Origin of the sequence: Nocardiopsis endophytica (assembly GCF_027706725.1) — a bacterium.
Classification (GTDB): domain Bacteria; phylum Actinomycetota; class Actinomycetes; order Streptosporangiales; family Streptosporangiaceae; genus Nocardiopsis_A; species Nocardiopsis_A endophytica.
This window is the reverse complement of the sequence record NZ_JAQFWQ010000027.1, coordinates 1-21,525: the sequence shown is the minus strand read 5'-3', so window position 1 is coordinate 21,525 and position 21,525 is coordinate 1. Positions and strand designations below refer to the sequence as shown.

General features: G+C 74.8%; 14 protein-coding genes and 1 pseudogene. 8 read left to right on the top strand and 7 right to left on the bottom strand.

The annotated features are described in order from the left end of the window. The first annotated feature begins 11 nt into the window (after positions 1-11). The 3 genes from O4J56_RS11675 (at position 12) to O4J56_RS11665 (ending at position 3,883) form a co-directional block, all read left to right on the top strand. On the top strand, positions 12-965 hold the full coding sequence (locus O4J56_RS11675) for an o-succinylbenzoate synthase (RefSeq protein WP_270685748.1): 954 nt from the start codon (positions 12-14) through the stop codon (positions 963-965). 305 nt (positions 966-1,270) lie between these two features. Continuing rightward, entirely contained in the window at positions 1,271-2,941 is a 1,671-nt protein-coding gene (menD, locus tag O4J56_RS11670; RefSeq protein WP_270685747.1) for a 2-succinyl-5-enolpyruvyl-6-hydroxy-3-cyclohexene-1-carboxylic-acid synthase, read from the top strand. 36 nt (positions 2,942-2,977) lie between these two features. Continuing rightward, positions 2,978-3,883, top strand: a complete 906-nt coding sequence (locus O4J56_RS11665) for a tetratricopeptide repeat protein (protein WP_270685746.1) — start codon at positions 2,978-2,980, stop codon at positions 3,881-3,883. Positions 3,884-3,912: 29 nt separating this feature from the next. Here O4J56_RS11665 and lpdA read toward each other — a convergent pair whose 3' ends face one another. Next, on the bottom strand, positions 3,913-5,313 hold the full coding sequence (lpdA, locus tag O4J56_RS11660; protein ID WP_270685745.1) for a dihydrolipoyl dehydrogenase: 1,401 nt from the start codon (positions 5,311-5,313) through the stop codon (positions 3,913-3,915). A gap of 208 nt (positions 5,314-5,521) precedes the next feature. On the opposite strand from lpdA, the gene O4J56_RS11655 reads away from it, so the two are divergent. Continuing rightward, a complete protein-coding gene (locus tag O4J56_RS11655; protein WP_270685744.1) occupies positions 5,522-6,304 on the top strand; it encodes a cupin domain-containing protein in 783 nt (260 codons plus the stop codon). A gap of 31 nt (positions 6,305-6,335) precedes the next feature. Here O4J56_RS11655 and O4J56_RS11650 read toward each other — a convergent pair whose 3' ends face one another. Further along, positions 6,336-7,607: an isochorismate synthase gene (locus O4J56_RS11650; protein ID WP_270685743.1), complete on the bottom strand. Its 1,272-nt coding sequence runs from the start codon at positions 7,605-7,607 to the stop codon at positions 6,336-6,338. Between the two features lie 141 nt (positions 7,608-7,748). Between O4J56_RS11650 and O4J56_RS11645 the strand changes: the two genes are divergently transcribed. Next, positions 7,749-9,371 (top strand): glycoside hydrolase family 10 protein, encoded by a 1,623-nt coding sequence (locus tag O4J56_RS11645; protein ID WP_270685742.1) that lies wholly within the window; start codon positions 7,749-7,751, stop codon positions 9,369-9,371. A gap of 165 nt (positions 9,372-9,536) precedes the next feature. Next, positions 9,537-9,869 carry a DUF3040 domain-containing protein gene (locus O4J56_RS11640; protein ID WP_270685741.1) on the top strand — a complete coding sequence of 111 codons (333 nt, stop codon included), beginning with the start codon at positions 9,537-9,539 and terminating at the stop codon, positions 9,867-9,869. A gap of 86 nt (positions 9,870-9,955) precedes the next feature. Here O4J56_RS11640 and O4J56_RS11635 read toward each other — a convergent pair whose 3' ends face one another. The 4 genes from O4J56_RS11635 to O4J56_RS11620 form a co-directional block, all read right to left on the bottom strand. Beyond that, a complete protein-coding gene (locus O4J56_RS11635) occupies positions 9,956-12,628 on the bottom strand; it encodes a penicillin-binding transpeptidase domain-containing protein (RefSeq protein ID WP_270685740.1) in 2,673 nt (890 codons plus the stop codon). Positions 12,629-13,290: 662 nt separating this feature from the next. Further along, positions 13,291-14,640 (bottom strand): FAD-dependent oxidoreductase, encoded by a 1,350-nt coding sequence (locus tag O4J56_RS11630; RefSeq protein ID WP_270685788.1) that lies wholly within the window; start codon positions 14,638-14,640, stop codon positions 13,291-13,293. 284 nt (positions 14,641-14,924) lie between these two features. Next, a complete protein-coding gene (locus O4J56_RS11625; RefSeq protein ID WP_270685739.1) occupies positions 14,925-15,503 on the bottom strand; it encodes a hypothetical protein in 579 nt (192 codons plus the stop codon). Between the two features lie 170 nt (positions 15,504-15,673). After that, the gene (locus O4J56_RS11620) at positions 15,674-16,429 is read right to left on the bottom strand and encodes a lysophospholipid acyltransferase family protein (RefSeq protein ID WP_270685738.1); all 756 of its coding nucleotides are present in this window, start codon (positions 16,427-16,429) and stop codon (positions 15,674-15,676) included. A 254-nt stretch (positions 16,430-16,683) separates the two neighbouring features. On the opposite strand from O4J56_RS11620, the gene O4J56_RS11615 reads away from it, so the two are divergent. After that, positions 16,684-17,349 (top strand): cyclase family protein, encoded by a 666-nt coding sequence (locus O4J56_RS11615; protein ID WP_270685737.1) that lies wholly within the window; start codon positions 16,684-16,686, stop codon positions 17,347-17,349. Between the two features lie 39 nt (positions 17,350-17,388). On the opposite strand, the gene O4J56_RS11610 is transcribed toward O4J56_RS11615, so the two are convergent. Beyond that, complete coding sequence (locus tag O4J56_RS11610; protein ID WP_270685787.1) at positions 17,389-19,422, bottom strand: FUSC family protein; 2,034 nt, start codon at positions 19,420-19,422, stop codon at positions 17,389-17,391. 1,561 nt (positions 19,423-20,983) lie between these two features. Here O4J56_RS11610 and O4J56_RS11605 point away from each other — a divergent pair. Beyond that, positions 20,984-21,525: pseudogene (locus O4J56_RS11605) on the top strand (HNH endonuclease); the annotation flags it as partial.

The window sequence follows — 21,525 nt, the reverse complement described above, 5'->3', positions numbered from 1 at the left end:
AAGGGGCCGCGATGGCCGGGACGGCCGGACGGGACGCGGCGGGGCGGGCGTTCTCGATTCCGATGAGGACGCGCTTCCGCGGTGTCCGCAGCCGGGAGGGGCTGCTGGTGCGCGGGCCGGCGGGGTGGGGGGAGTTCTCCCCCTTCGCCGAGTACGGGCCCGCGGAGTGCGCGCGGTGGTGGGCCGCCTGCCGTGAGGCCGCCGAGGAGGGCTGGCCCGAGCCGGTGCGCCGCAGCGTCCCGGTGAACGTGACGGTGCCGGCCGTGGGGCCCGAGGAGGCCGCGCGCATCGTCGCCGCGGGCGGCTGCCGCACCGCCAAGGTGAAGGTGGCCGAGCGCGGGCAGGACCCCTCCGAGGACCTGGAGCGCGTGGAGGCGGTCCGCGGCGCGCTCGGCCCCTCGGGCAGGGTGCGGGTGGACGCCAACGGCGGCTGGGACGCCGACACGGCGGTGCGGATGCTGCGCGCACTGGACCGGTTCGACCTGGAGTACGCCGAGCAGCCGTGCCCGACGCTGGAGGGGCTGGCGCAGGTGCGGCGGCGCACGGACGTCCCGGTGGCGGCCGACGAGTCGATCCGCAAGGCCGAGGACCCGCTTCGGGTGCGCGCCGCCGAGGCCGCCGACATCGTGGTGCTGAAGGTGCAGCCGCTCGGCGGGGTGCGCCCCGCCCTCAGGGTGGCCGAGGCGTGCGGGCTGCCCGCCGTGGTCTCCAGCGCCGTGGAGACGTCGGTGGGCATCGCCGCCGGTGTCGCCCTGGCGGCGGCGCTGCCGGAGCTGCCCTACGCGTGCGGGCTGGCCACGGTGCAGCTGCTCACCGCGGACGTGTGCGACGACCCCATGCTGCCGGTGGACGGGGCGCTCCCCGTGCGCAGGCCGCAGGTCGCCCCGGACCTGCTGGAGGCCGTGGAGATCGCCCCTGAGGGGTGGAGGGACCGCATGGCCGCCGCGCGCGCGGCGGCGGGGTGAGCGCCGTACCCGGGCGCGGTCCGGAGCGGTTCGGGGGTGTGGCGGCCCCGCGGGAGGGAAGGGGCGTGGACACGCCCGCACTTCTGGTGCGCCGGCGCATCGGAGCAAGGGGGAGCGACGAGTGCCGCAGCAGGGCGGAGACCACGGGCCGCGTGTGCAGACGGGGCCGCAGGCCGCGGGGACGTGGGGAGTCTCGCACCCGTTGCGGGACCGTACGGGCCCGGCGATCCGTTGCACCCGGTGGGGGGTTCGGCGGGTGCTCCGCCGATACTGGCCTGAAGACGACTACGTGAGAGCTGTGCTGCATGAATCCTTCGACCGCGATGGCGCGGGTCCTCGTCGATGAGCTCGCCCGCTGCGGGCTGGCCGAGGCGGTCGTCGCCCCGGGGTCGCGCTCGACCCCCCTGGCGCTGGCCCTGGTCGCCCACCCCCGGGTGCGCGTGCACGTGCGCATCGACGAGCGGTCGGCGGGCTTCTGCGCGCTGGGCCTGGCGCGCGCCTCGCGCCGCGCGGTCGCGCTGGTGTGCACCTCGGGCACGGCGGCGGCCAACTTCCACCCCGCGGTGATGGAGGCCGACCACGCCGGGGTGCCGCTGCTCGTGCTCACCGCCGACCGGCCCCCGGAGCTGCGCGGCACCGGCGCCAACCAGACGGTGGACCAGATCCGCCTCTACGGGCCCGCGGTGCGGTTCTTCGCCGAGGCCGGGGTGCCCGAGCCGGTGCCGGGGATGGTCGCCTACTGGCGGTCGCTGGCCTGCCGCGCCTGGGCGGCCACCGGACCCGGCCACCCCGGGCCCGTCCACCTCAACCTGGCCTTCCGCGACCCCCTGGTGCCCGACGACGGGCCCGGCGCCCCGGCCTGGCCCGAGCCGCTGGACGGCCGGGGGGAGGGGGCGCCGTGGTTCGTGGGCCCGGCCGTGCCGTGCGAACCCGAACCGGTCCGCGCCCCCGCCGTGGAGCGCGGAGTGATCGTGTGCGGGGACGGTGACTACGACCCGATCCCCTACCTCGCCCTCTCGGCGCGCACCGGGTGGCCGCTGCTGGCCGAGCCCACCTCCAACGCGCGCCGCGCCGAGGCCGTCTCCTCCTACCGCGAGCTGCTGGCCAACCCGGCCTTCGCCCGCGAGCACGTCCCCGACCTGGTGGTCAGCGTCGGGCGCCCGGGGCTGTCCCGGCAGCTCATGTCCTACCTGCGCACCGCCCGGAACCACATCGCGGTGGGGGACCCACGCCACTTCGCCGACCCGGTGCGCACCGCCTCCCGGGTCGTCCCGGCGCTCGCCGCGCCCGAGGGGGCCGAACCCGGTACCGCGTGGGCGGAGTCCTGGAGGAGGGCCGACGCGGCGGCGCGGGAGGCGGTCGACCGGGTGCTCGACGCCGAGGAGGCGCTCAGCGAGCCCCGGCTGGCCCGGGACCTGGCCGCGCAGCTGCCCAACGGGTCGCTGCTGTTCGCCGGGTCGAGCATGCCGATCCGCGACCTCGACGGCGCGATGGACGCGCGCTGCGGCGCCCGCATCATCGGCAACCGCGGGGTGAGCGGCATCGACGGCACGGTCTCCACGGCCGTGGGCGCGGCGCTGGCCCACCAGGCCGACGGCGGCGGGCCCGCCTATGCCCTGCTGGGGGACCTGGCGGTGCTGCACGACCAGAACGGCCTGGTGATCGGCCCGGGGGAGCCGAGACCGGACCTGGCGGTCATGGTGGTCAACAACGACGGCGGCGGTATCTTCTCGGGCCTGGAGCAGGCGGGCCACCCGGACTTCGAGCGGGTCTTCGGCACGCCCCACGGCGTGTCGATGGAGCGGGTGGCGGCCATGGCCGACGTGGGGTACACGCGCCTGGAGTGGGCGAGCGACCTGCCCAAGGCGCTGCTCGGGGAGGGGCTGCGGCTCATCGAGGTGCGCACCGGCCGGTCCGACTCGGCGGCCCTGCGCGCGCGCATGCAGCAGGCGGTCGACCGGGCCCTGGAGGGCTGACCACCGGACCCGGCCCGGAGATGGCATGATTCCCGGATGTACGTCGAACGCGCCTCCGGCCTGCTCGCCCAGTGCGCCCACCGCTTCTGGGAAGGCCACGGGACCGACGGGATAGGTGCGCTGCTCGCCGAGGCGGGCGCCTGCTACGACGCCGCGGAGACCGCCGACGCCGCTGCCGACGGCGCGACGGTGGCGATCGGCCGCTCCCTCATCGCCGAGTTCGAGCTGCGCCTGTGCATAGACGTCGAGAACGACCTCAACTCCGGCTGGGACTTCGACTGGGACGGTCCACCGCTCAACGGTGTGGAGGAGGACGACGAGGACGGGGTGAGCCGCCCCGTCGCCGTCCGCGCCGCCGAGGCCGCGCGGGCGGCTATGGACGCCGACCCCCAGGACCCGCTCGTGCCGGTGCACCTCGGCCACGCGCTGGCCTGGCTCGGCGACCGCGACGGGGCGGTCGCCGCCTACCGCGAGGCGCTGCGCCGCGACCCGTTCGACGACCAGGCGGACGCCTGCCTCGAAGTGCTCGGCGCCGGGAACGGTCCGGCGGACGCCCGGGAGGCGGACCCGCGCCCGTCTCCGCCCCCGCGCCCGTATGCGTTCGCCCTCCTGCGCGAGGAGGCGCGGATCGCCAACTCCGAGTGGATCACCGCCGGCCGCGTGTTCGGGACGCCCGCCGCCCTCCGGGAGGCCGCCGAGGCGGGCCTGCGCGACACCGGCGACATCACCCGCGACGACCTCGACGACTTCGTGAGGCTGCAGGTGGACGTGCACCGCCCCGGTCGGCCGGTCGCCGCCTTCGACTTGACGGGACGGGTCCCGACCGAGCCGCAGGAGGGCCCCTTCCGGATCGACTGGTCCGGCGTCCCCCTGGACGAACCCCTGACGCCCCCGATCCCGCCGGGGAGGCCGGTGCGCGTCGGGAGCCTGCTCTGCTTCTGAGCCGCCGGCCCCATGCGGCGGCGGAGCCGTCAGAGGTTGATCATGTGCCCGGCCAGGCCGTGCACGGCCTCCTTCACCGCCTCGCTCAGGGACGGGTGGGCGTGCACGTTGCGGGACACCTCGTGCACGGTCAGGTCCCACTGCTGGGCCAGGGTCAGCTCCGGCAGCAGCTCGGTCACCTCCGGGCCGACCATGTGCGCGCCCAGCAGCTCGCCGTACTTGCCGTCGGCCAGCACCTTCACGAAGCCGCGGGTGTCGCCCAGGCCGTGCGCCTTGCCGTTGGCCATGATCGGGAACTTGGCGACCTGGACGTCGAACCCGGCCTCCCGGGCCTGGGCCTCGGTGTAGCCGAACGAGGCGACCTGCGGCTGGCAGTACGTGGCCCGGGGGATCATCCGGAAGTCGATCTCCTGGGTCTCCGCGCCGGCGATGGTCTCGGCGGCGATGATGCCCATCGCCTCGGCGGTGTGCGCCAGCATCAGCTTCGCCGTGACGTCGCCGATCGCGTACACGCCCGGCACGTTGGTGCGCCCGCGCGCGTCCACCGCCACGGCGCCCCGGTCGGTCAACTGGACCCCGGCCGCCTCCAGGCCGTAGCCCTCGGTGTTCGGCGCGAAGCCGATGGCCTGCAGCAGCTTGTCCGCCTCCAGGGTCTTCTGGGCCCCGTCGGCCCCGGTCACCGCGGCGCGGACCCTGCCGCCGGACTCCTCCACCGTGTCCACGCGGGTGGAGGTGAGCACCTCCACCCCCAGGCGCTTGAAGTGGCGGGCCAGCTCGGCGGAGACCTCCTCGTCCTCGGTCGGCGCGATGCGGTCGAGGAACTCCACCAGGGTGACCTCGACCCCGTAGTTGCGCAGGACGTAGGCGAACTCCAGGCCGATCGCCCCGGCCCCGGCGATGATGATGCTGCCGGGCACCTCGTCGGCGAGGATCTGCTCCTCGTAGGTGACCACCCGCTCCGACCGCGACGTTCCGGGCAGCAGCCTCGGCGAGGCCCCGGCCGCGATGATCGCGTTGTCGAAGGTGACCTGCTCGGTGCCGTCGGGGCCGGAGACCTCCAGGCTCGTGGGGCCGGTGAAGGTGCCGCGCCCGTTGAGCTCGGTGATCCTGTTCTTCTTCATCAGGAAGTGCACGCCCTTGACGCGGCCCTCGGCCACGTCGCGGCTGCGCCGGTAGGCCTTGCCGTAGTCGAAGGACACCTTCCCGCCGAACTCGATGCCGAAGGTGTCGGCCTCACGGGAGAGCGTGTAGGCCAGCTCCGCGTTGCGCAGCAGCGCCTTGGAGGGGATGCAGCCGACGTTGAGGCAGACGCCGCCCCAGTACTTCTCCTCCACGACCGCCGTCTTCAGGCCGAGCTGGGCGGCGCGGATCGCCGCCACATAGCCGCCGGGGCCCGCGCCCAGGACGACGACGTCGAAATGCTGTGCCATAGGTCGGCTCCCTGCCTATGCGTTCTCGTCCACCCGCCGGAGCGGGCGGGGGCGCGGGGGGCCCGCGCCGTGTGGCTGTGCGGCGTCCGGAGGGCCGGCTCAAAGGTCCCACCAGTGCCGCTCATCGAAGGCTAGTGCTCCGCCCCGCCCCGGGTGAAGGCCGGGAGTCGCGGGGTGTCGCCGGTCACAGGCTTGGTACGGTCCCCCCATGGGCTACATCCTCCACATGACCGAGCACTCCCGGTGGGAGGCGGGCGGCGACATCGGCGCCGACTCCTTGCGGACCGAGGGGTTCGTGCACGCCTCCCCGGACGAGGGCACCCTCCTGGCGGTGGCCAACGCCTTCTACCGGCGGGCCGAGGAGCAGATGGTGGCCCTGGTCGTGGACAGTGGGATGGTCGGCGCCGAGGTGCGGTGGGAGGAGCCCTCGCCGGAGCCGCCGCCCGGGGCCGACCCGGACGTGCTCTTCCCGCACGTGTTCGGGCCCATCCCGCGCTCCGCCGTGGTCGGTGTGCGCTACCTGCGCCGCGACCCGTGGGGCCGGTACACCGGCGTGGTGCGGCGCAGCCCCACCGCCGAGGCGCTGGACCTGCTGCCGCACCCGGAGGGCGGGTGGTACCGGCAGACGTGGCGCTCGCCGGTCAGCTCCCGGCCCGAGGGGTACCCCGGCCCGCGCCACGCGGCCACCGCCATCCACTTCCTGCTGTGCCCGGGGGAGGAGTCGCGCTGGCACCGGGTGCGCTCCGACGAGCTGTGGGTGTTCAACCGGGGCGGGCCGCTGCGCTTGGTCCTGGGCGGCACCGGTGAGCGGCCGGAGGAGGAGCGGCCGCTGGTCCTGGGGCCGTACGTGGAGGCGGGCGAGAACCTGCAGATCCTCGTCCCGGCGGGCACCTGGCAGACGGCGCGCCCGCTGGTCGGCGAGGAGGCGCTGGTGAGCTGCATCGTGGCCCCGGGCTTCGAGTTCGAGGACTTCGAGGCGCTGCCGGACTGACCCGGCCGCGGGCCGGGGGCGGCGCCGGGCCTCAGCGGTCGGTCAGGGCCTCGGTCATCACCCGGAACTTGGAGTCGGCCTCGGCCAGCTCCTCCTGCGGGTCGGAGCCGGCCACGATGCCGCATCCGGCGAACAGCCGCGCCCGCGACCCCGACACGTGCGCGCAGCGCAGGGCGATCGCCCACTCACCGCGCCCCTGCGCGTCGATCCAGCCGACCGGGCCCGCGTAGCGCCCCCGGTCCATCCCCTCCAGCTCACGGATGAGCTCCACCGCCTCCGCCGTGGGGGTGCCCCCGACCGCGGCCGTCGGGTGCAGCGCCGCCACCGCGTCCAGCGTCGACACCCCCGGGCGCAGCCCCGCCGAGGCCGGGGACGCCAGGTGCTGGACGTTGGCCAGGCGCAGCAGCTCGGGCTCGGGCGGCGCCGCCACCTCCGTCGCCAGCGGGCCCAGCGCCGCGCGCAGCGACTCGACGGCGTACCGGTGCTCCTCGCCGTCCTTGTCCGAGGAGAGCAGGTCCTCGGCCAGCGCGGCGTCCTCCTCCTCGGTGGCGCCCCGGCGGCGGGTGCCCGCCAGCACCAGCGACTCCACCCGGTCGCCGTCGCGGCGCAGCAGCAGCTCCGGGGTGGCGCCCAGCAGGCCGTCGACGGCGAAGGTGTAGCACTCGGGGTGGGCGGCGGCGAGCCGCCCCAGCAGCGTGCGCGGGTCGATGGCCCGCTCGGCGTCGGCGAACGCGTCGCGTGCCAGCACCGCCTTGGCCAGGCCGCCGCCCCGGATCCGGTCGACCGCGGCGCCGACCGCCCCGCACCACTGCTCGGCGGTCAGCGAGCCCGGCCCCCACGTCAGCGGCCCCACCGGGCGCAGCGGCGCCCCCGGGACGGTGAGCGCGCCCGGGTGGGACCCCGGGCGGTGGCCGCCGATCGTGGTCAGCCAGGTGCGCCCGCCGCGGCGGCCGGCCACCACGCTGGGCACCACCAGCACGGACCCGTTCGAGCGCGCGTCGAAGGTGAAGGAGGCGAAGGCCACCGGGCCGGTGCCCGGCAGGTCCACCGCGTCGTCCACCTCGGCGTCGGCGAACAGGTCGCGCAGCAGGCGCGCGGCCTCGGAGAAGCGCCGCGCCCCCTGGGGGTCCTCCTCCGCGGGCAGCTCCACACGGGCGGCCTCGCCCCAGGCGACCAGTCCGTCGCCGCCGCGGAGCCAGCACAGGGGCGCGGCGGCGGGCAGGTGGGACAGCAGCGGGCGCCGGTCGCGCAGCTCGACGGTGCGCACGGCCAGACGGGGCGGAGAAGCAAAGGCGACACTCACGACATTCGAGTCTAGGGAGTCGGCGGGGGCGGCGTGCCCAAGCGCGCGGAACCGTGCGCGGGCGCCGCGCGGGCGCCGCTAGGCTGTCCCGGGAATCGGCGGCGATGCGGGACATACGCGGGAAAGGCGGACACGGGGGACATGCGGAGGCTGCTGAGTTGGGCGGCGACGGCCGCGATCCTTCCGGTCCTGGCGGCCTGCACGGGGGCCCAGGACGGCGCCGAGCCCGACACGGGCGCGGCGGACGCCCGCCCCATCCCCGCCGAGTGCGAGGAGACCGCCGACGTGCCCAAGCGGCAGATGCGCGGGGTGTGGCTCACCACCGTCCGCAACATCGACTGGCCGTCCGAGCCGGGCCTGGACGCCGAGGAGCAGAGGGACGAGCTGCGCGCGCAGCTCGACGACGCCCGGGACCTGGGCCTCAACGCGGTCTTCTTCCACGTGCGGCCCACCGCCGACGCCGTCTACGCCTCAGACAAGGAGCCCTGGGCCCGCTACCTCACCGGCGAGCAGGGCGGCGACCCCGGGTACGACCCGCTGGAGTTCGCCGTCGAGGAGGCGCACGCCCGCGGGCTGGAGCTGCACGCCTGGTTCAACCCCTACCGCGTCGGCTGGGACGACCCCGACCTGGAGGGGCTGGCCGACGACCACCCCGCCGTGGAGCACCCGGACTGGCTGGTGGAGTACGACGACCAGGGGTGGCTCGACCCCGGTCTGCCCGAGGTGCGCGAATGGGTCACCGGGGTGGTCATGGACGTCGTCGACCGCTACGACGTGGACGGGGTGCACTTCGACGACTACTTCTACCCCTACCCGGCCGACGGCGAGGAGTTCGACGACGACGCGAGCTGGAAGGAGCACGGCGGCGACGCCGACAGCCGCGACGCCTGGCGGCGGTCCAACGTCGACGCGCTCATCGCCGACGTGCACACGGCGATCGGCGAGTCGAAGCCGTGGGTGCGCTTCGGGGTGAGCCCGTTCGGGATCTGGCGCAACAGCGACAGCGACGCCGACGGGTCGGACACCGAGGGGCTGGAGTCGTACTCCGCCCAGTACGCCGACACCCGTGAGTGGATCCGCGAGGGCTCCGTCGACTACCTCGTGCCGCAGCTGTACTGGGAGCGCGGGTTCTCCACCGCCGACTACGAGGTGCTGGCGCCGTGGTGGGCCGAGGAGGTGCGCGGCACCGGCGTCGACCTGTACATCGGGCAGGCCGCCTACCGGGTCGGCGAGGACGGGGAGAAGGCCTGGAAGGGTGACGGCGTCCTCGCCCGCCAGCTCGACTACAGCGGGGAGCTGCCCGAGGTGGGCGGCGACGTGTTCTTCTCCATGCAGGACATGCGCGGGCGCGCCGAAGGGGCGATGGAGCGGCTCCGGGAGGACCACTACGCCCTTCCGGCCCTGCCGCCGGAGGCCCAGGGCGGGGAGGGGCGCCCCGACCCGGTCGGGGGGCTGCAGGCCGCGCTCGGCAAGGGCGGCGAGGTGCGGGTGTCGTGGGACCCCGTCGAAGGGGCGCGGTCCTACGCCGTCTACCGGGTGTCCGAGGAGGAGGCCGACGACCCGTGTGCGCTGGGCGGGCGGGAGAACCTGGTCGGCGTCGTGGGCGCGGAGGACGAGCCGTCGTTCAGTGACAGCGGTACGGGTGAGGACGTGGGCAAGGACGGCGACGGCGCGTGGCCCCGGTACTTCGTCACCGCGTTGGACCGCTACCGCACCGAGGGCGCACCGGGGGAGGGGACGGAGGTCGACCTCCGGGAGGACTGAGGCACCCCCGCCGCCGGGCCTGAGGGCGTCCGGCGCGTCCGGCGTGGGAGCGAATTTCCGGAACCGGATGACAGCGCCCCTCTGCCCGGATAGAAAGGCGGGTATCGGGGGCGGGACCGCCGTATATGTCTCCGCGCCCCCTGTGCCGATGCGAAAGGTGGCGCCATGGCTCTGCGCGAGTACGAGGAGCGGATCCTGGCCGCGATCGAGCACCGCCTCACCGAGGACGATCCGGTCCTGGCGGGGCGCCTCCAGTCGTTCGGCGAGTGCGACCCCGGGCTCTCGGACGCGCCCGCCGACGGCGACGTCCGGTGGCGGGCGTGGCTGGTCTGCGCGATCGTGGGATCGATGGTGCTGCTGGTGATGCTGGCCCTGATCCTCCTGGCGCCCCCTGCCGAGGCCCCGTCCGGGGAGATGGCCCCCGAGCAGGAACAGGTCGACCGGACGGGCGACGGGCAGGACACCACCGCCACCGCCATGGACCGCCCGAGCGTCTGAGAAGGCGGGCGCGTCCTGCCGCCGACGTGGCGAAGGGCCGCCCGGGATCGTGTCCGGGCGGCCCTCGGCGTCTCGTCCTCGGTCTTCTAGATCGCGTTGGCGAACTTCGCCGCGACCGGGCCGGCGACCGAGCCGCCGCCTCCGCCGCCCTCGACCACCGCGGCGAAGGCGACGTCGCCCTTGTAGCCGACGACCCACGCGTGGGTCTCCAGTTCCTCGTCGCCGCTGGCGGTGCCGAACTCGGCCGAGCCGGTCTTGGCGTAGACCTCGCCCTCGAACCCGGAGTTCTTCGCCGTGCCGTCGGTGACGACCGCCCGCATCATCGGGCGGATCTGCTCGGCGTGCGCGATCGGCTTGGGCTCGGGCTTGTCCTCCAGCGCCGGTTCGGTCACCAGCGACGGGGACCGCCACGACCCGTCCGCGATGGCGGCGGGGACCGTCGCCATGTGCAGCGGCGTGGAGATGACCTGCCCCTGGCCGATGCTCTGCGCGGCCAGCATGCCCTCGCCGTCGGGCTGCGGGAACGACGGCTTGCGCGCCGGGATGCCGACGTTGAGTTCGGCGTTCATGCCGAACTCCTCGGCCGTGGCGGTGAGCTGCTCACCGCTGAGCCGCTGCACCACCTCCTGCACCAGCGCGGTGTTGCAGGAGGTCGCGAACGCCTCGCTCATCGTCTGGGCGCCGTAGGCGGCGTCCCCGGCGTTCTTGAAGCCGAGCGCCTCCTTCGGGCAGTTGAACTGGTCCGTGGTCGCCATGCCGTTCTCCAGCAGCGACTCGTAACTGATGATCTTCAGCGAGGACCCGGGGGCGTACTGCCCGTCGAAGGCGCGGTTGAACCCGGCCGCGTTGTTGGCGACGGCCAGCACCTCGCCGGTGGACGCGCGCACCGCCACCAGCGACGTCGGCTTGCCCTGGGAGGTCACCGCCGCCGCGGCGGCGTCCTGCATGGCCGGGTCGATGGCGGTGGTGACGTCCTGGCCGCCCTCGCCCTCGATGGTGGCCACCACGGGGGCGTCGGGGTCCTCGATCGTCTCCTCCTCCTTGCCGTCCTCGGCGATGCGGATGGAGGCGGACGACGCGCCGGCCAAGCGCTCCTCGTACTCCTGCTGGATGCCGCCCTGGCCGACCGGGTCGCCCTCCTTGTACCCGGCGCCGAGCCGCTCCACGTCCTCGGCGGTGGCGGCGCCCACGGCCCCGGTCAGCATCTTGATGGAGCCGGAGGCGTCGTCGGTGTCCAGCCGCGAGCCGTCGGCGGCGAGGATCTTCCCGCGCTCCCCGCGCACGTTGGCGCGGACGAGCGTGGTGCCCTCCTCGAGCTCGGGGTGCACCGCGGAGGGGCTGAAGTCGACCTTCCACTCCCCGTCCTGCTGCACCAGCGGCAACTGGCCCTCATAGGACCAGTCGCCGACCCCGCTCAGGGTGAGCGTGGCGGTGAAGGGCGCGGTGGCGGTTCCGCCGTCGCCCTCGGCGACCTCGCCGAGCTCCACCGCGGCCTTCTCCACGCCGAGGTTCTCGTCGATGGCGGTGAGCACCTTCTCGGCGTCGCCGCCGGTGGTCAGACCGGCCATGGCCGCGTAGTCCCGCTCGGCCCACGCGGCGGTGTAGGAGTCGGCGGCACCCTCGGGGCCCGCCCCCCGGCCGAGCACGAACCAGGCGGTGACGCCGCCGCCGAGGACGACCGCCAGCACGGCGGCGGCGATGCCGATGAACAGGCCCTTGCGGGACCGCTTCTTCGGCTTCGGCGCCGGGTCGTCGCCGAAGGGGCCGTTCGGCCCGCCGGGCCCACCAGGCCCGCCGTAGCCCCCGGCCCCGCCGGACGCTGCGGAGCCGCGCTGCCAGTCGGGACCGAACGCGTTCGGGGCGCCCCCGGAGCCGGGCGGGACCGGCGGAGGCGGGAACCCTCCGGAGTCGCCGTGCCCGGCCGGATCGTCCGCGCCTCCTGCCGGACCGGACGGGTCGGAGGACGCCGCGGACAGGTCGGAGGGCACGGCGAAGGTCTGTGTGCCGGGACCGGCGTCGCCGCCTGAGGGCGCTTCCGCAGGGATCTCGTCGGACTCGGGGAACGGCGAGCGCTCGGCGTTCGGGAAGGCCGGGTTGGAGGTCTCGTCCAGGTAGGACAGCCCCGCCGGAGCCGCGCCGAACCCGCCGGGCGGGGTGGAGGGGGCGCCGCCGGTGTCAGGGCCGTTCGGGGTGTCGAACCGGTGGGCGATGGTCTCCGACGGCTCCGAGGGGCCCGGAGGCACGGGCGCGCCTTCAGGCGTGTGCGGGGCTCCCATGGCCGACCCGTCCGACCCGGGCATGCCGGGGCGCTCGGCCCCATGAGCCCCGTAGGGCTCCTGCGGCCCGGAGTCCTGGAGGTCGAAGGCGGACGCCCCCCAGGGGGCCCGGCGGTCGGACGCCCCCGGCTCAGAGGTCGGGTCGGAGGCCTGCGGGGGCTGGTCCTCGAAGGGGTTGTCCGCAGGAGCCGAAGGCGTCTGCCACGAGAACCCGTGGTCTCCCGGCGCGTCGGCGCCAGGGGGGCCGGACCGGTCGGTACCGTCCGTCCGCCAGGGCAGGCCTTCACCGGTGGGGAGGGTCTGCTCGGCGGCGGACACGTGGCCCGCCTCATCGCCGAAGCCGCCGCCCTGAGCGGTGGGGATGGTCTGGTCCGCCGCCGGGGCCTCGGGGGCCTCAGACGGCTGAGAAGCGGGAGCGGCGGACGCCTGGGGGTCGGAGGCGGCCCTTTCGGGGAACGGGCGCTCCTCGGCCGCCTGAGGCACCTCAGGAGCCTGAGGCACCCGGGGGGCACCCTCACCGGACGGGCGCGGCGGCGCCTTCCAGTCGATGCCTCCGCCGGGCGGCCCCGCCCCGTCCCCTCCAGCGGGTGCCGTCGGCAGAACATAGGGGTTGCGGGCCTGGGCGGACTCCGCCTCCTCCCGTGCGCCGGCGGGCGGCGGGGGAGGGGCCCCTCCTTCACCGCTCTCCTGGTCGCGCCGGGGGAACGCGTCGTCGTCCTCTCCCGGTGTCCACCTGTCGTCCACGCCTGATTCGTCCTTCCCGGGGTGCGCCGCCCCCGCGCGCGCAGGGGTCACGGCTCGGCATCGGCGCCGAAGGGGGAGCGGGCTGTGCCGGGTGCGCGGAGCCGACGGCCACCGCCGCCCGCGCGATCCGGTCCGGCCGATCGCCTCGCCGTGTGTGTCTGAGCCATCAACGACGATAGCGGCCGGTGGAAGGGGCGGTGTCCGGGATCCGGGGCACGAGGTGGGCGGGCCGTGGCCGCCATCGGCCGAACGGGTCGGAGAGGTGCTCTGAGGCCGCATGGCGGGGCGTGACTTACGCAACACGACGGCGAACGGCCGCCGCCCCTACCGTGCCGACATGGCGGAGTCGGCGCAGCAGGGGGCGGCGGCCGTGTCGAAGGCGGTCCGGCCCGGGGACCGCCCTAGTCCTCCCCGCGGGCGATGCGGGTCATGGCGTCGCGCTCGCGCACCTTGACGCGCTTGCGGCCCTCGGCCTCGCCCAGGGACTCCTCGTGCGTCTCCAGGCGCTTCCACCCCTCGAACGTGGTGTAGGGCACACCGCGCTCCTCGAGCAGCCGCACGAAGGCCTCCGGCTCGGGCGCCTCGGCCTCGGGCAGCGAGGACCGGTCCTCCACCAGGTTGGTGACGGTCTCCAGGGCGTCGCCCTTGGTGTGGCCGATGAGGCCGACCGGGCCGCGCTTGATCCAGCCGGTCGCGTAGACGCCGGGCATGTGCCGCTCGTCCATGTCGAGCACCCGGCCGCCGGCGTTCGGGACGGTGCCGCGCTCCTCGTCGAAGGGCAGGTCGGCCAGCGGCGACCCGAGGTAGCCCACCGCGCGGTAGACGGCCTGCACCTCGTGGTCGACGAACTCGCCGGTGCCGCGGACGCCGCCGTCGCCGGTCAGCTCCATGCGCTCGGTGCGCAGGCCGGTGACGCGGTCCTCGCCGAGCACCTCGGCGGGGCGGTGCAGGAAGTGCAGGTGCAGGCGGCGCGGCTCGCCGCGGGGGTCCCGGATGGCCCAGTTCTGCAGGACCTTGACGTTGGTCTTGACCTGGTTGGACTCCTCGGCGGCGGCGACGGAGGCGTCGCACATCTCGAAGTCCTCGGGGTAGACGATCACCTCGACGCCGGGCTGCTTGTCCAGCTCGCGCAGCTCCATGGGGGTGAACTTGGCCTGGGCGATGCCGCGCCGGGCGAACACGTGCACGTCGGTGACGCCCTTGGCCCGCAGGCCCTGGTGCACGTTGTCGGTGATGTCGGTGGACAGCAGGTCGTCGGCGTCCTTGGCGAGGATGCGGGCGACGTCGACCGCGACGTTCCCGGCGCCGATCACGGCGATGCTGGAGCCCTCGACCCGCCACTGCGGCGCGACGTCGGGGTGGCTGTCGTACCAGAAGACGAAGTCGGCGGCGCCGTGGCTGCCGGGCAGGTCGATGCCGGGGACGTCCAGGGGGCGGTCGCGGTCGGAGCCGGTGGCGAAGATGACGGCGTCGTAGTGCCGGTGCAGGTCCTCGAGCTTGAGGTCGATCCCGTAGGCGACGTTGCCCAGGAAGCGGACCTGCGGCTTGTCGAGGATCTTGTGCAGGGCCGACTGGATCTGCTTGATGCGGGGGTGGTCGGGGGCGACGCCGTAGCGGACCAGGCCGTAGGGCGCGGGCAGCCGGTCGAGCACGTCGATGCTGACCTCGACCCCGGCCGCGGCGAGGGTCTCGTCCTTGGTGAGCAGGTCCGCCGCGTAGATCCCCGCGGGGCCGGCCCCCACGATTCCCACGCGCAGTGGTCGCGTCATCTGTTCCTTCTCCATTCGTCGCGCCGGGTCGTCCGCGGTCCCGCCGGGCGCGCGGGCCGCCGTCCACGCCCCCAGGGCGCGGTGAATCAGGCGAGGCTAACCTAATTTATAGGAGGGATCGGTTTCCTATAAACCCTATCTCCAAGATAGGCATTGCCCTCTCCGCTCGGCCGCTCGGGGTCCGGCGACCGGAGCGCGGGGCGTCGGCGCACGTCAGCGGCGCGCACGCGGCCCCTGCACGAAAGAACGCGCCGACGGGGCGGGACTCAGCCCGAAACGACTGTGGGGTACCTCACCGCCACCGCGCGCGAAGCGCGCTGGTCCGCAGCGGCCGACAGCGGCCACAGGCGGATCAGGAACGCCTCCCGACCGCCGAGCATACGCGCCGCGGCCAGGAAGCCCTCACAGCGCGGGTCGGGATGGCGGCGCAGCAGCCGCACGCAGTCCTCGGCGACCGACCGCCGGTGGCGGGCCCGCACCTCGGCCGCGTACCTGCCGGAGCCCCCGGCCAGGCGGATCCGCACCGGGCTGCCGTTGACGCCGCCCCGCACCGAGATCTGGCCGCGCAACAGCAGTGAACCCAGCGCGCGCTCCTCCCAGGGGCCGCCCTCGTCGGCGTCCAGCACGTCGGAGCGCGGTGGGCCGTCCCACTCCTCGACGGTCACGCCGACCGGGACGCGCCCCTGCAGGGTGCGCAGCTCCATGTGGTCGTCCCCGCAGGCGAGGAGCTCCCCGCCCGGCGGTGCGGGGGTGCCGGGCGCGTCGGGCCGGGCGCCCTGGCCGTAGACACGGAACACGCCGTCCTCGGGCAGGACAGGGAAGAGCGAACGGCTCAACCGGGCCACCTTCGATCCACCTCCGCGCTCACGCGTGCAACCGCCGAACCGGCCGCACGACGCGGCCGGGCCCGCTGCGACCGGAAGAGCGAGGGGACCGGTCTTCTGTGGCCACACTCTAGACCGGAGCACGCGTGTGCGTGGGCGGAACGGGCGAATCCCCCTGCTGAGGCCCGGCCTCAGCCCCGCCGCCCGAGCCGGAGGCGGTCCTTCAGGGCGGGGCGGCCCGCGGACTCCGCGCGCGTGCGCTCCTGCTGCTCCTGGAGCTCGGCCTTGACCGTGGCGGCGAAGCGCGGCACCTGCTCCTGGCCGGACAGGCGCTGGATCGCGGCCATGATGGCGTCGGTCGCCGCGCGCCGGGAGCGCGCCTTGGCCGCCTCGCCCTCCCAGGGGGACAGGTCGACCGGCGCACCGAAGCGCATGCCGACCCTGCGCAGGACGGGCACGGTGCGGCCGTGCGGCAGGATGCGGTCGGTGCCGTACAGGGCGACCGGGACCACCGGGGCGCCCGACGACAGCGCCAGCCACGCCAGACCCGTCTGGCCGCGGTACAGGCGCCCGTCAGGGGAGCGGGTGCCCTCCGGGAAGATGCCGAACACGCTGCCTTCGCGGAGCACGTCGAGGCTGTTCTCCATCGCCTCCTGCGAGCTCTGGCCCGGCTTGCGGTCCACCGACAGCTGGCCGATCGCGCGCAGCGCGCGCGTGAAGGTGCGCTGCGCCGCGTTGCCCTCGGCGAACAGCTCCTCCTTGGCGATGAAGACCACCGGCCGGGGAACGGCGACCCCGATGAACAGGGGGTCGATGTTGGACAGGTGGTTGGAGGCCAGGATGACCGGGCCCCGGGCGGGGATGTGGTCGACCCCTTCGGTCTCGATCGGCCACAGGGTCCGTGTGGCGGGGGCGATGACCGCCTTGGCGGCCCCGTACAGCGACACTCGGGTGCCCCTCTCTTGGTCGTCGGTGCGGGCGGGAACGGCGGGTGTCCGGGCCGGTCGGCGCCGGTACGGACGATATGGAACCTTAACGGCGCCGCGGGGCGGGGCGCGCACCGGGAGGACCGCCGGGCGCCGGGCGGCCCCGGGCGCTAGTGTTGGTCTAGACCTATGAGGCGGGCGCGGTGGCCCGGGGTAGGGAGCGGTCACGACCCGGCCGGGCCGCCCCGGCCGCAGACCGAGGGAAGAGGGCGTACATGGGACGGTTCGTCGACGTCAGCCACCAGATCACCCACGACATGACCACCTATCCCGGGCTGCCGGGCCCGCAGATCGAGGACCACGTCACCTTCGACGCCTCGCAGCGCAGCTACGCCCCGGGGACCGAGTTCAGCATCACCCGCATCTCCATGGTCGCCAACACCGGCACCTACATCGACATGCCCGCCCACCGCTACCGGGACGGCGCCGACCTGGCCGACCTGGACCTGGAGAAGGTCGCCGACGTGCCCGGGACGGTCGTCGACGCGCCCGCGCGCGAGGTCGGGCCCGAGGCCTTCGCGGACGTCCCGGTGCAGGGCAGGGCGGTGCTCATCCGCACCGGCTGGGACCGCCACTGGCGCACGGACAAGTACGGGGACCCCGAGCACCCGTTCCTGACCGAGGAGGGGGCGCGGCTGCTGGCCGACCAGGGGGCGCGCATGGTCGGCATCGACTCGGTCAACATCGACGACACCTCCGAGGCGGCCCAGGGGGCGCGCCCGGCCCACTCGGTGCTGCTGGCCGCGGGCGTGCCGGTGGTGGAGCACATGTGCATGCTCAACCGGCTGCCCGCCGAGGGCTTCCGCTTCTTCGCGGTCCCGGCCAAGGTCCGCGGCATGGGGACCTTCCCGGTGCGGGCGTTCGCCATCATCGACGGCTAGCCGCGGCGGAGTCGGCGGCGCGCATCCGGGGAGGCCGCGCTAGAGATCGGCGTCGGCCTCCTCGCGCGCGCGGCGGTGCTCGCGCTGGGCGCGGCGCTCCTGCTCCTGTTCGGCGGCGCGCTCGTCCTCGGCCACGGCGGTGCGCATGGACGAGGACAGCATGCGCAGCTCCATGTTGATGCGCGGGTAGTCGACCAGCCGGGGCAGGGCGCCCAGGCGCGGGGTGCGCCGCTCGCGCATCGCGGCCATCAGCTCGTTGAACGCCAGGTCCAGCCGCTGCAGGGTGATCTGCGAGGCCGTCGGCGGGTTCTCCAGGGCGAGCGTGGACAGCGCGAGGTAGCCCGCGCGCTGGGCGGCCACCACCACCGGCCACAGGGGTTGTGTGGTGGTCGCGCGGGGGACGTCCCCGATGGCGCTGTCGTAGACGCCGCGCAGGCCGATCAGCGCGGCGCGCAGGTCCCGGCGGAGCTCGTAGCGGCGCTCGGGGGTGATGCGCACGTCGGGGTCGAGCACGGCCAGTACCGAGGCGCGGGTCTGGTCGAGCACGTCGACGATCATCTGGGGCAGGCGCGACGCCGAGGCCTTCCGCCACAGCAGCACCGACCCCAGCATCCCGGCGACCGCGCCCAGGACGGTGTCGACGACCCGCGCCTGCGCCAGCTCGTCCACCGGATGGGGGGCGGCCGTGTGCGCCAGCAGGAGGGCCATGGGGGTGAGCAGGATGCTGGCGTAGAAGAAGTTGCGCGCCACCACGAGCTGCGTGAGCCCCTGGAACAGTGCGGCCAGGGCGATGACGACCGGCAGGGACGGGTCGAGCAGCAGGATGCCGATCGCGATGACGACGCCGATCAGGGTCCCCAGCGCGCGCTGCATGCCGCGGTTCACCGTCAGGACGACGTTGCCCGCCTGCAGCACCGAGGTGGCGGTGATGGAGACCCAGTAGAACCGGTCGAAGCCCATGAGCAGGGCTGCCAGGCCCACGACGGCGACGGTGATGCCCATGCGCAGCGCGGTCGGGACGATCAGCGAGTCCTTGTCGAGGCTGGAGCGCAGCAGGCTGTGCAGCGGCGGGTGGCGCTGGTCGTAGAGCTCGAGGCCGCGGCTGTCGTCCTCGTGGGTGGGCTTGCGGGCGGCCTGGGCGGCGCGCGCGAGGCGCGAGTACAGGCGCGATTCCAGGGAGCGCGGGCGCAGGCCCTTGCGCACCTCGTCGAGTTCGGCGGGGGAAGGGCAGAGCTCGGGCCTGCCGACGGCGTCGGCGATCCGGTCGGCGAACCGCGCGGCCTCCTCGGGGAGGGGGTCGGTGCGGGCCAGGCAGACGTCGGTGGCGGCGAGGTGGATGTCGGACACCCAGCGCAGCAGCGCGCGCAGACGGGCGGCCTGGGCGGTGTCCCGGTAGCCGCGCGTCTGCCCCAGCAGGACGATGCGCCAGGCCTCGGCGACGGCCAGTGAGGCCTCGTGCTGGACGTGGTCGAGCTCCCGCGTCCCCACGGCCCGCAGCAGCGCGGCGAGCTGCCGGAAGGCGTCGGCCACGGCGCGGTTCTCGGGGTGGCGGCTGCGGACGGGGGCGCCGGCCATGGACACGGCCCACCCCACGGCGGCGCCGAGCGCGGCGACCCCGGCGTGCAGGGGCACCTCGGCGAGCCCGCCGGGGGCGATCGTGGAGATGGCGCACACCAGCACGAAGAAGAGCGGGCCGGGCTTGTCGACCCGCAGGGCCTGGCAGAGCCAGGTGGCGACCCCGGCGACGGCGCCGATGGCCAGGGCGGAGGCGTAGGCGTTGAGGGAGGCCAGCGAGCCGGCGGCGACGGCGGCGACGAACCCGAGCCCCACCATGCCCAGGGCGACGGCCCGGTAGGCGTAGGGGGTGTTCTTCTCGTAGAGGACGGTCATCGACCCCAGGGCGGCGAGCGTGCCGACCTGGGGGCCCAGAAGGAGGGTCGCGAGGGCGAAGGAGGAGGACATGGCGATGGCGGCCTTGGCCGCCGTCGTCCAGGCCCAGCCGCCCGAGGCGAACCCGAAGAGGGCGGTGAGGTCGACCCGCGGCCGCGGGCGCGCCGACACCTGTGCGCGCATCCGGGCGGGGGGATTCCAGTCGGCGCCGTCGGCCTCCGACGCCGGATCGGCCGTATCGCTGCCCGAAGTCCCCTGGTCCGTCACGCAACCAATGTTAAGAGCGATGCGGGGACGTTTCGCGAGCGGACACCGGGGAGCGGCCGGTGGGGGCGGGTGCCGGGGCCGGGTGCGGCGGGCGGTGGCAGCGCCGCTCCGCCACCGGGCCCCGGTCGGGGTCGGCCATGACCGCCCAGGTGAAGCGCCGCTTCATCCGCGAGCACACACCACCGGAGGCCTTGCGGAGAGTGAACTGGACAACGAGGCACGGACCACCCCCCGAGGTGATGGGTACCGCACTCCAACAGCATTCACCGACCGCCGTGATCATCAGATACCGCGAGTAGGAGGAGAGGGACGTCCTGGTGGTGCGGGTGGGCGGCGGCTGGGCTGGTACCCCGCTACATGGCCCCGGCCGGGCAGAGGGCCGCCGGGGTGTGGGGTGGAGGGCGGCAACGAGAAGAGGTCGGCAGCCCTTGCGGCAGCGCTGTCGGCCGTCCGGCGCGTGCATGGTCACCGGAGCGGGCGGCGACGGAGCGAGCGGGGCGGTTCCCCGGCCCCGCCAGCCGAGCGGTGGGCCCCTCGCGGTCGGGGCCAGCGGGGCGGCTGGGCTGGTACCCCGCTTCAGGGCCCCAGCCGGGCGGCGGACCGCCGGAGTGTGGCGAGGAGAGCAGCGACGAGGACAGGTCGGCGGCCCTCGTCGCAGCGCTGTCGGCCGCGGCGCGTGTGCGTGGTCGCCGTCGATGGCGGCGACGGAGCAAGCCGGGTGGTTCCCCGGCCCTGCCTGCCGGGCGGCGGGCTCCTCGCGGTTTGGGAGGGCGGCGCGGCTCGGTGGGCGGGTGGCCGCCCGTGTTCGCGGCGGCCACCGACCCGGTGCCCCCTTCGCGATGATCTCGGGGAAAACGACGCTACCGGGCCGGTTTTAGCGTCCATTCCCCCGAGATCAACAAGGGAACGGCGGTGCGGGGCGCGCCGGTGTTGATCTCGGGGAAGTCGGGGTTGAACCGGACACGATAACCCCGACTTCCCCGAGATCATCGCGAAGGGGGACATACCGGACAGCCGGAGAAGGGTCCGGGCAACCCGCGTCGTGGAATCGACGCTTTCAGGCAGATCGGGCGTCGATTTCACCACGCAGGATTGCTCCCGGAGGCCCCGAGCCCAGGGCCGGGCCCGGAAGGCAGCGGGCGGGGGCGGGGCGGGGCCCTGGGTGGTGTGAGGGCCCCGCGCCACCACCCGGGCCGCCTCCCCGGCCGCCTCCCCGCGCCTCGCCCCGGGATGATCTTGGCGCCCATGGCCTGGGGTTACGAGGTTTTCCCACAGGCTCGAAAACAACCCCCGAATTGTCGTACCCCTGTTCTAACGTTGGTGGTATGGCAAGCCAGGAGCACACCAGCGGGCCCCCGCCCGGATCGCGCGCCCAGCGCATCCAGGCCGGCCTGGCCGGCGTGCTGAGAAGGCCCGCGGGGCCCTTGCCGAGGACTTCCCCTCCGGGGCCCAGCACCTGCTGTGCGACCTGCTCGCGGTGCTGGCCGCCGGGCTCGGCGCCCTCGACCTGGCCCTGGCCCGCCTGGCCGCCCGCATCCGCACCACCGGCGCCCTCGCCGGGACCGGCCACGCCACCGTGGCCGGGCTCCTGCGCGAGCACGGCCGCTCCACCGCCCAGGCCGCCGCCATCATGACCGTGGCCGACCACCTGGACGACTACCCCGACGCCGTCGCGGCGGCCGAGGAGGGGCGCATCGGCTTCGCCCAGCTCGCCCAGATCATGGAAATGGTCGAGAAGGCCGTGGCCGGGCGCGATGCCGACCGGCACCCGGACGCGGCCGACTACCGGGGCCGGGCCGAGCACATCATGGTCACCGCCGCCCAGTCCGGTGTGGCCGACCGTGCTCTCAAGCGGATCGGCAGGGAGCTTCCCCAGCGCCTGGACCTCGCCGGGCACGAGGAGCGCCACCGCGAGGCCTACGCCGACCGGGGCGCCGAGATCGCCTCGTCCGCCTTCGGGTTCACCTTCCAGGCCTGGGGCGATGCGGCGTCCGAGGAGATCATCCGCACCGCCATCGA

Bases quoted from the DNA above. Each gene is read 5' to 3' on its own strand.
- O4J56_RS11675 (WP_270685748.1), top strand. From the start codon at position 12: ATGGCCGGGACGGCCGGACGGGACGCGGCGGGGCGGGCGTTCTCGATT.
- menD (WP_270685747.1), top strand. From the start codon at position 1,271: ATGAATCCTTCGACCGCGATGGCGCGGGTCCTCGTCGATGAGCTCGCC.
- O4J56_RS11665 (WP_270685746.1), top strand. From the start codon at position 2,978: ATGTACGTCGAACGCGCCTCCGGCCTGCTCGCCCAGTGCGCCCACCGC.
- lpdA (WP_270685745.1), bottom strand. From the start codon at position 5,313: ATGGCACAGCATTTCGACGTCGTCGTCCTGGGCGCGGGCCCCGGCGGC.
- O4J56_RS11655 (WP_270685744.1), top strand. From the start codon at position 5,522: ATGGGCTACATCCTCCACATGACCGAGCACTCCCGGTGGGAGGCGGGC.
- O4J56_RS11645 (WP_270685742.1), top strand. From the start codon at position 7,749: ATGCGGAGGCTGCTGAGTTGGGCGGCGACGGCCGCGATCCTTCCGGTC.
- O4J56_RS11640 (WP_270685741.1), top strand. From the start codon at position 9,537: ATGGCTCTGCGCGAGTACGAGGAGCGGATCCTGGCCGCGATCGAGCAC.
- O4J56_RS11615 (WP_270685737.1), top strand. From the start codon at position 16,684: ATGGGACGGTTCGTCGACGTCAGCCACCAGATCACCCACGACATGACC.
- O4J56_RS11610 (WP_270685787.1), bottom strand. From the start codon at position 19,422: ATGCGCGCACAGGTGTCGGCGCGCCCGCGGCCGCGGGTCGACCTCACC.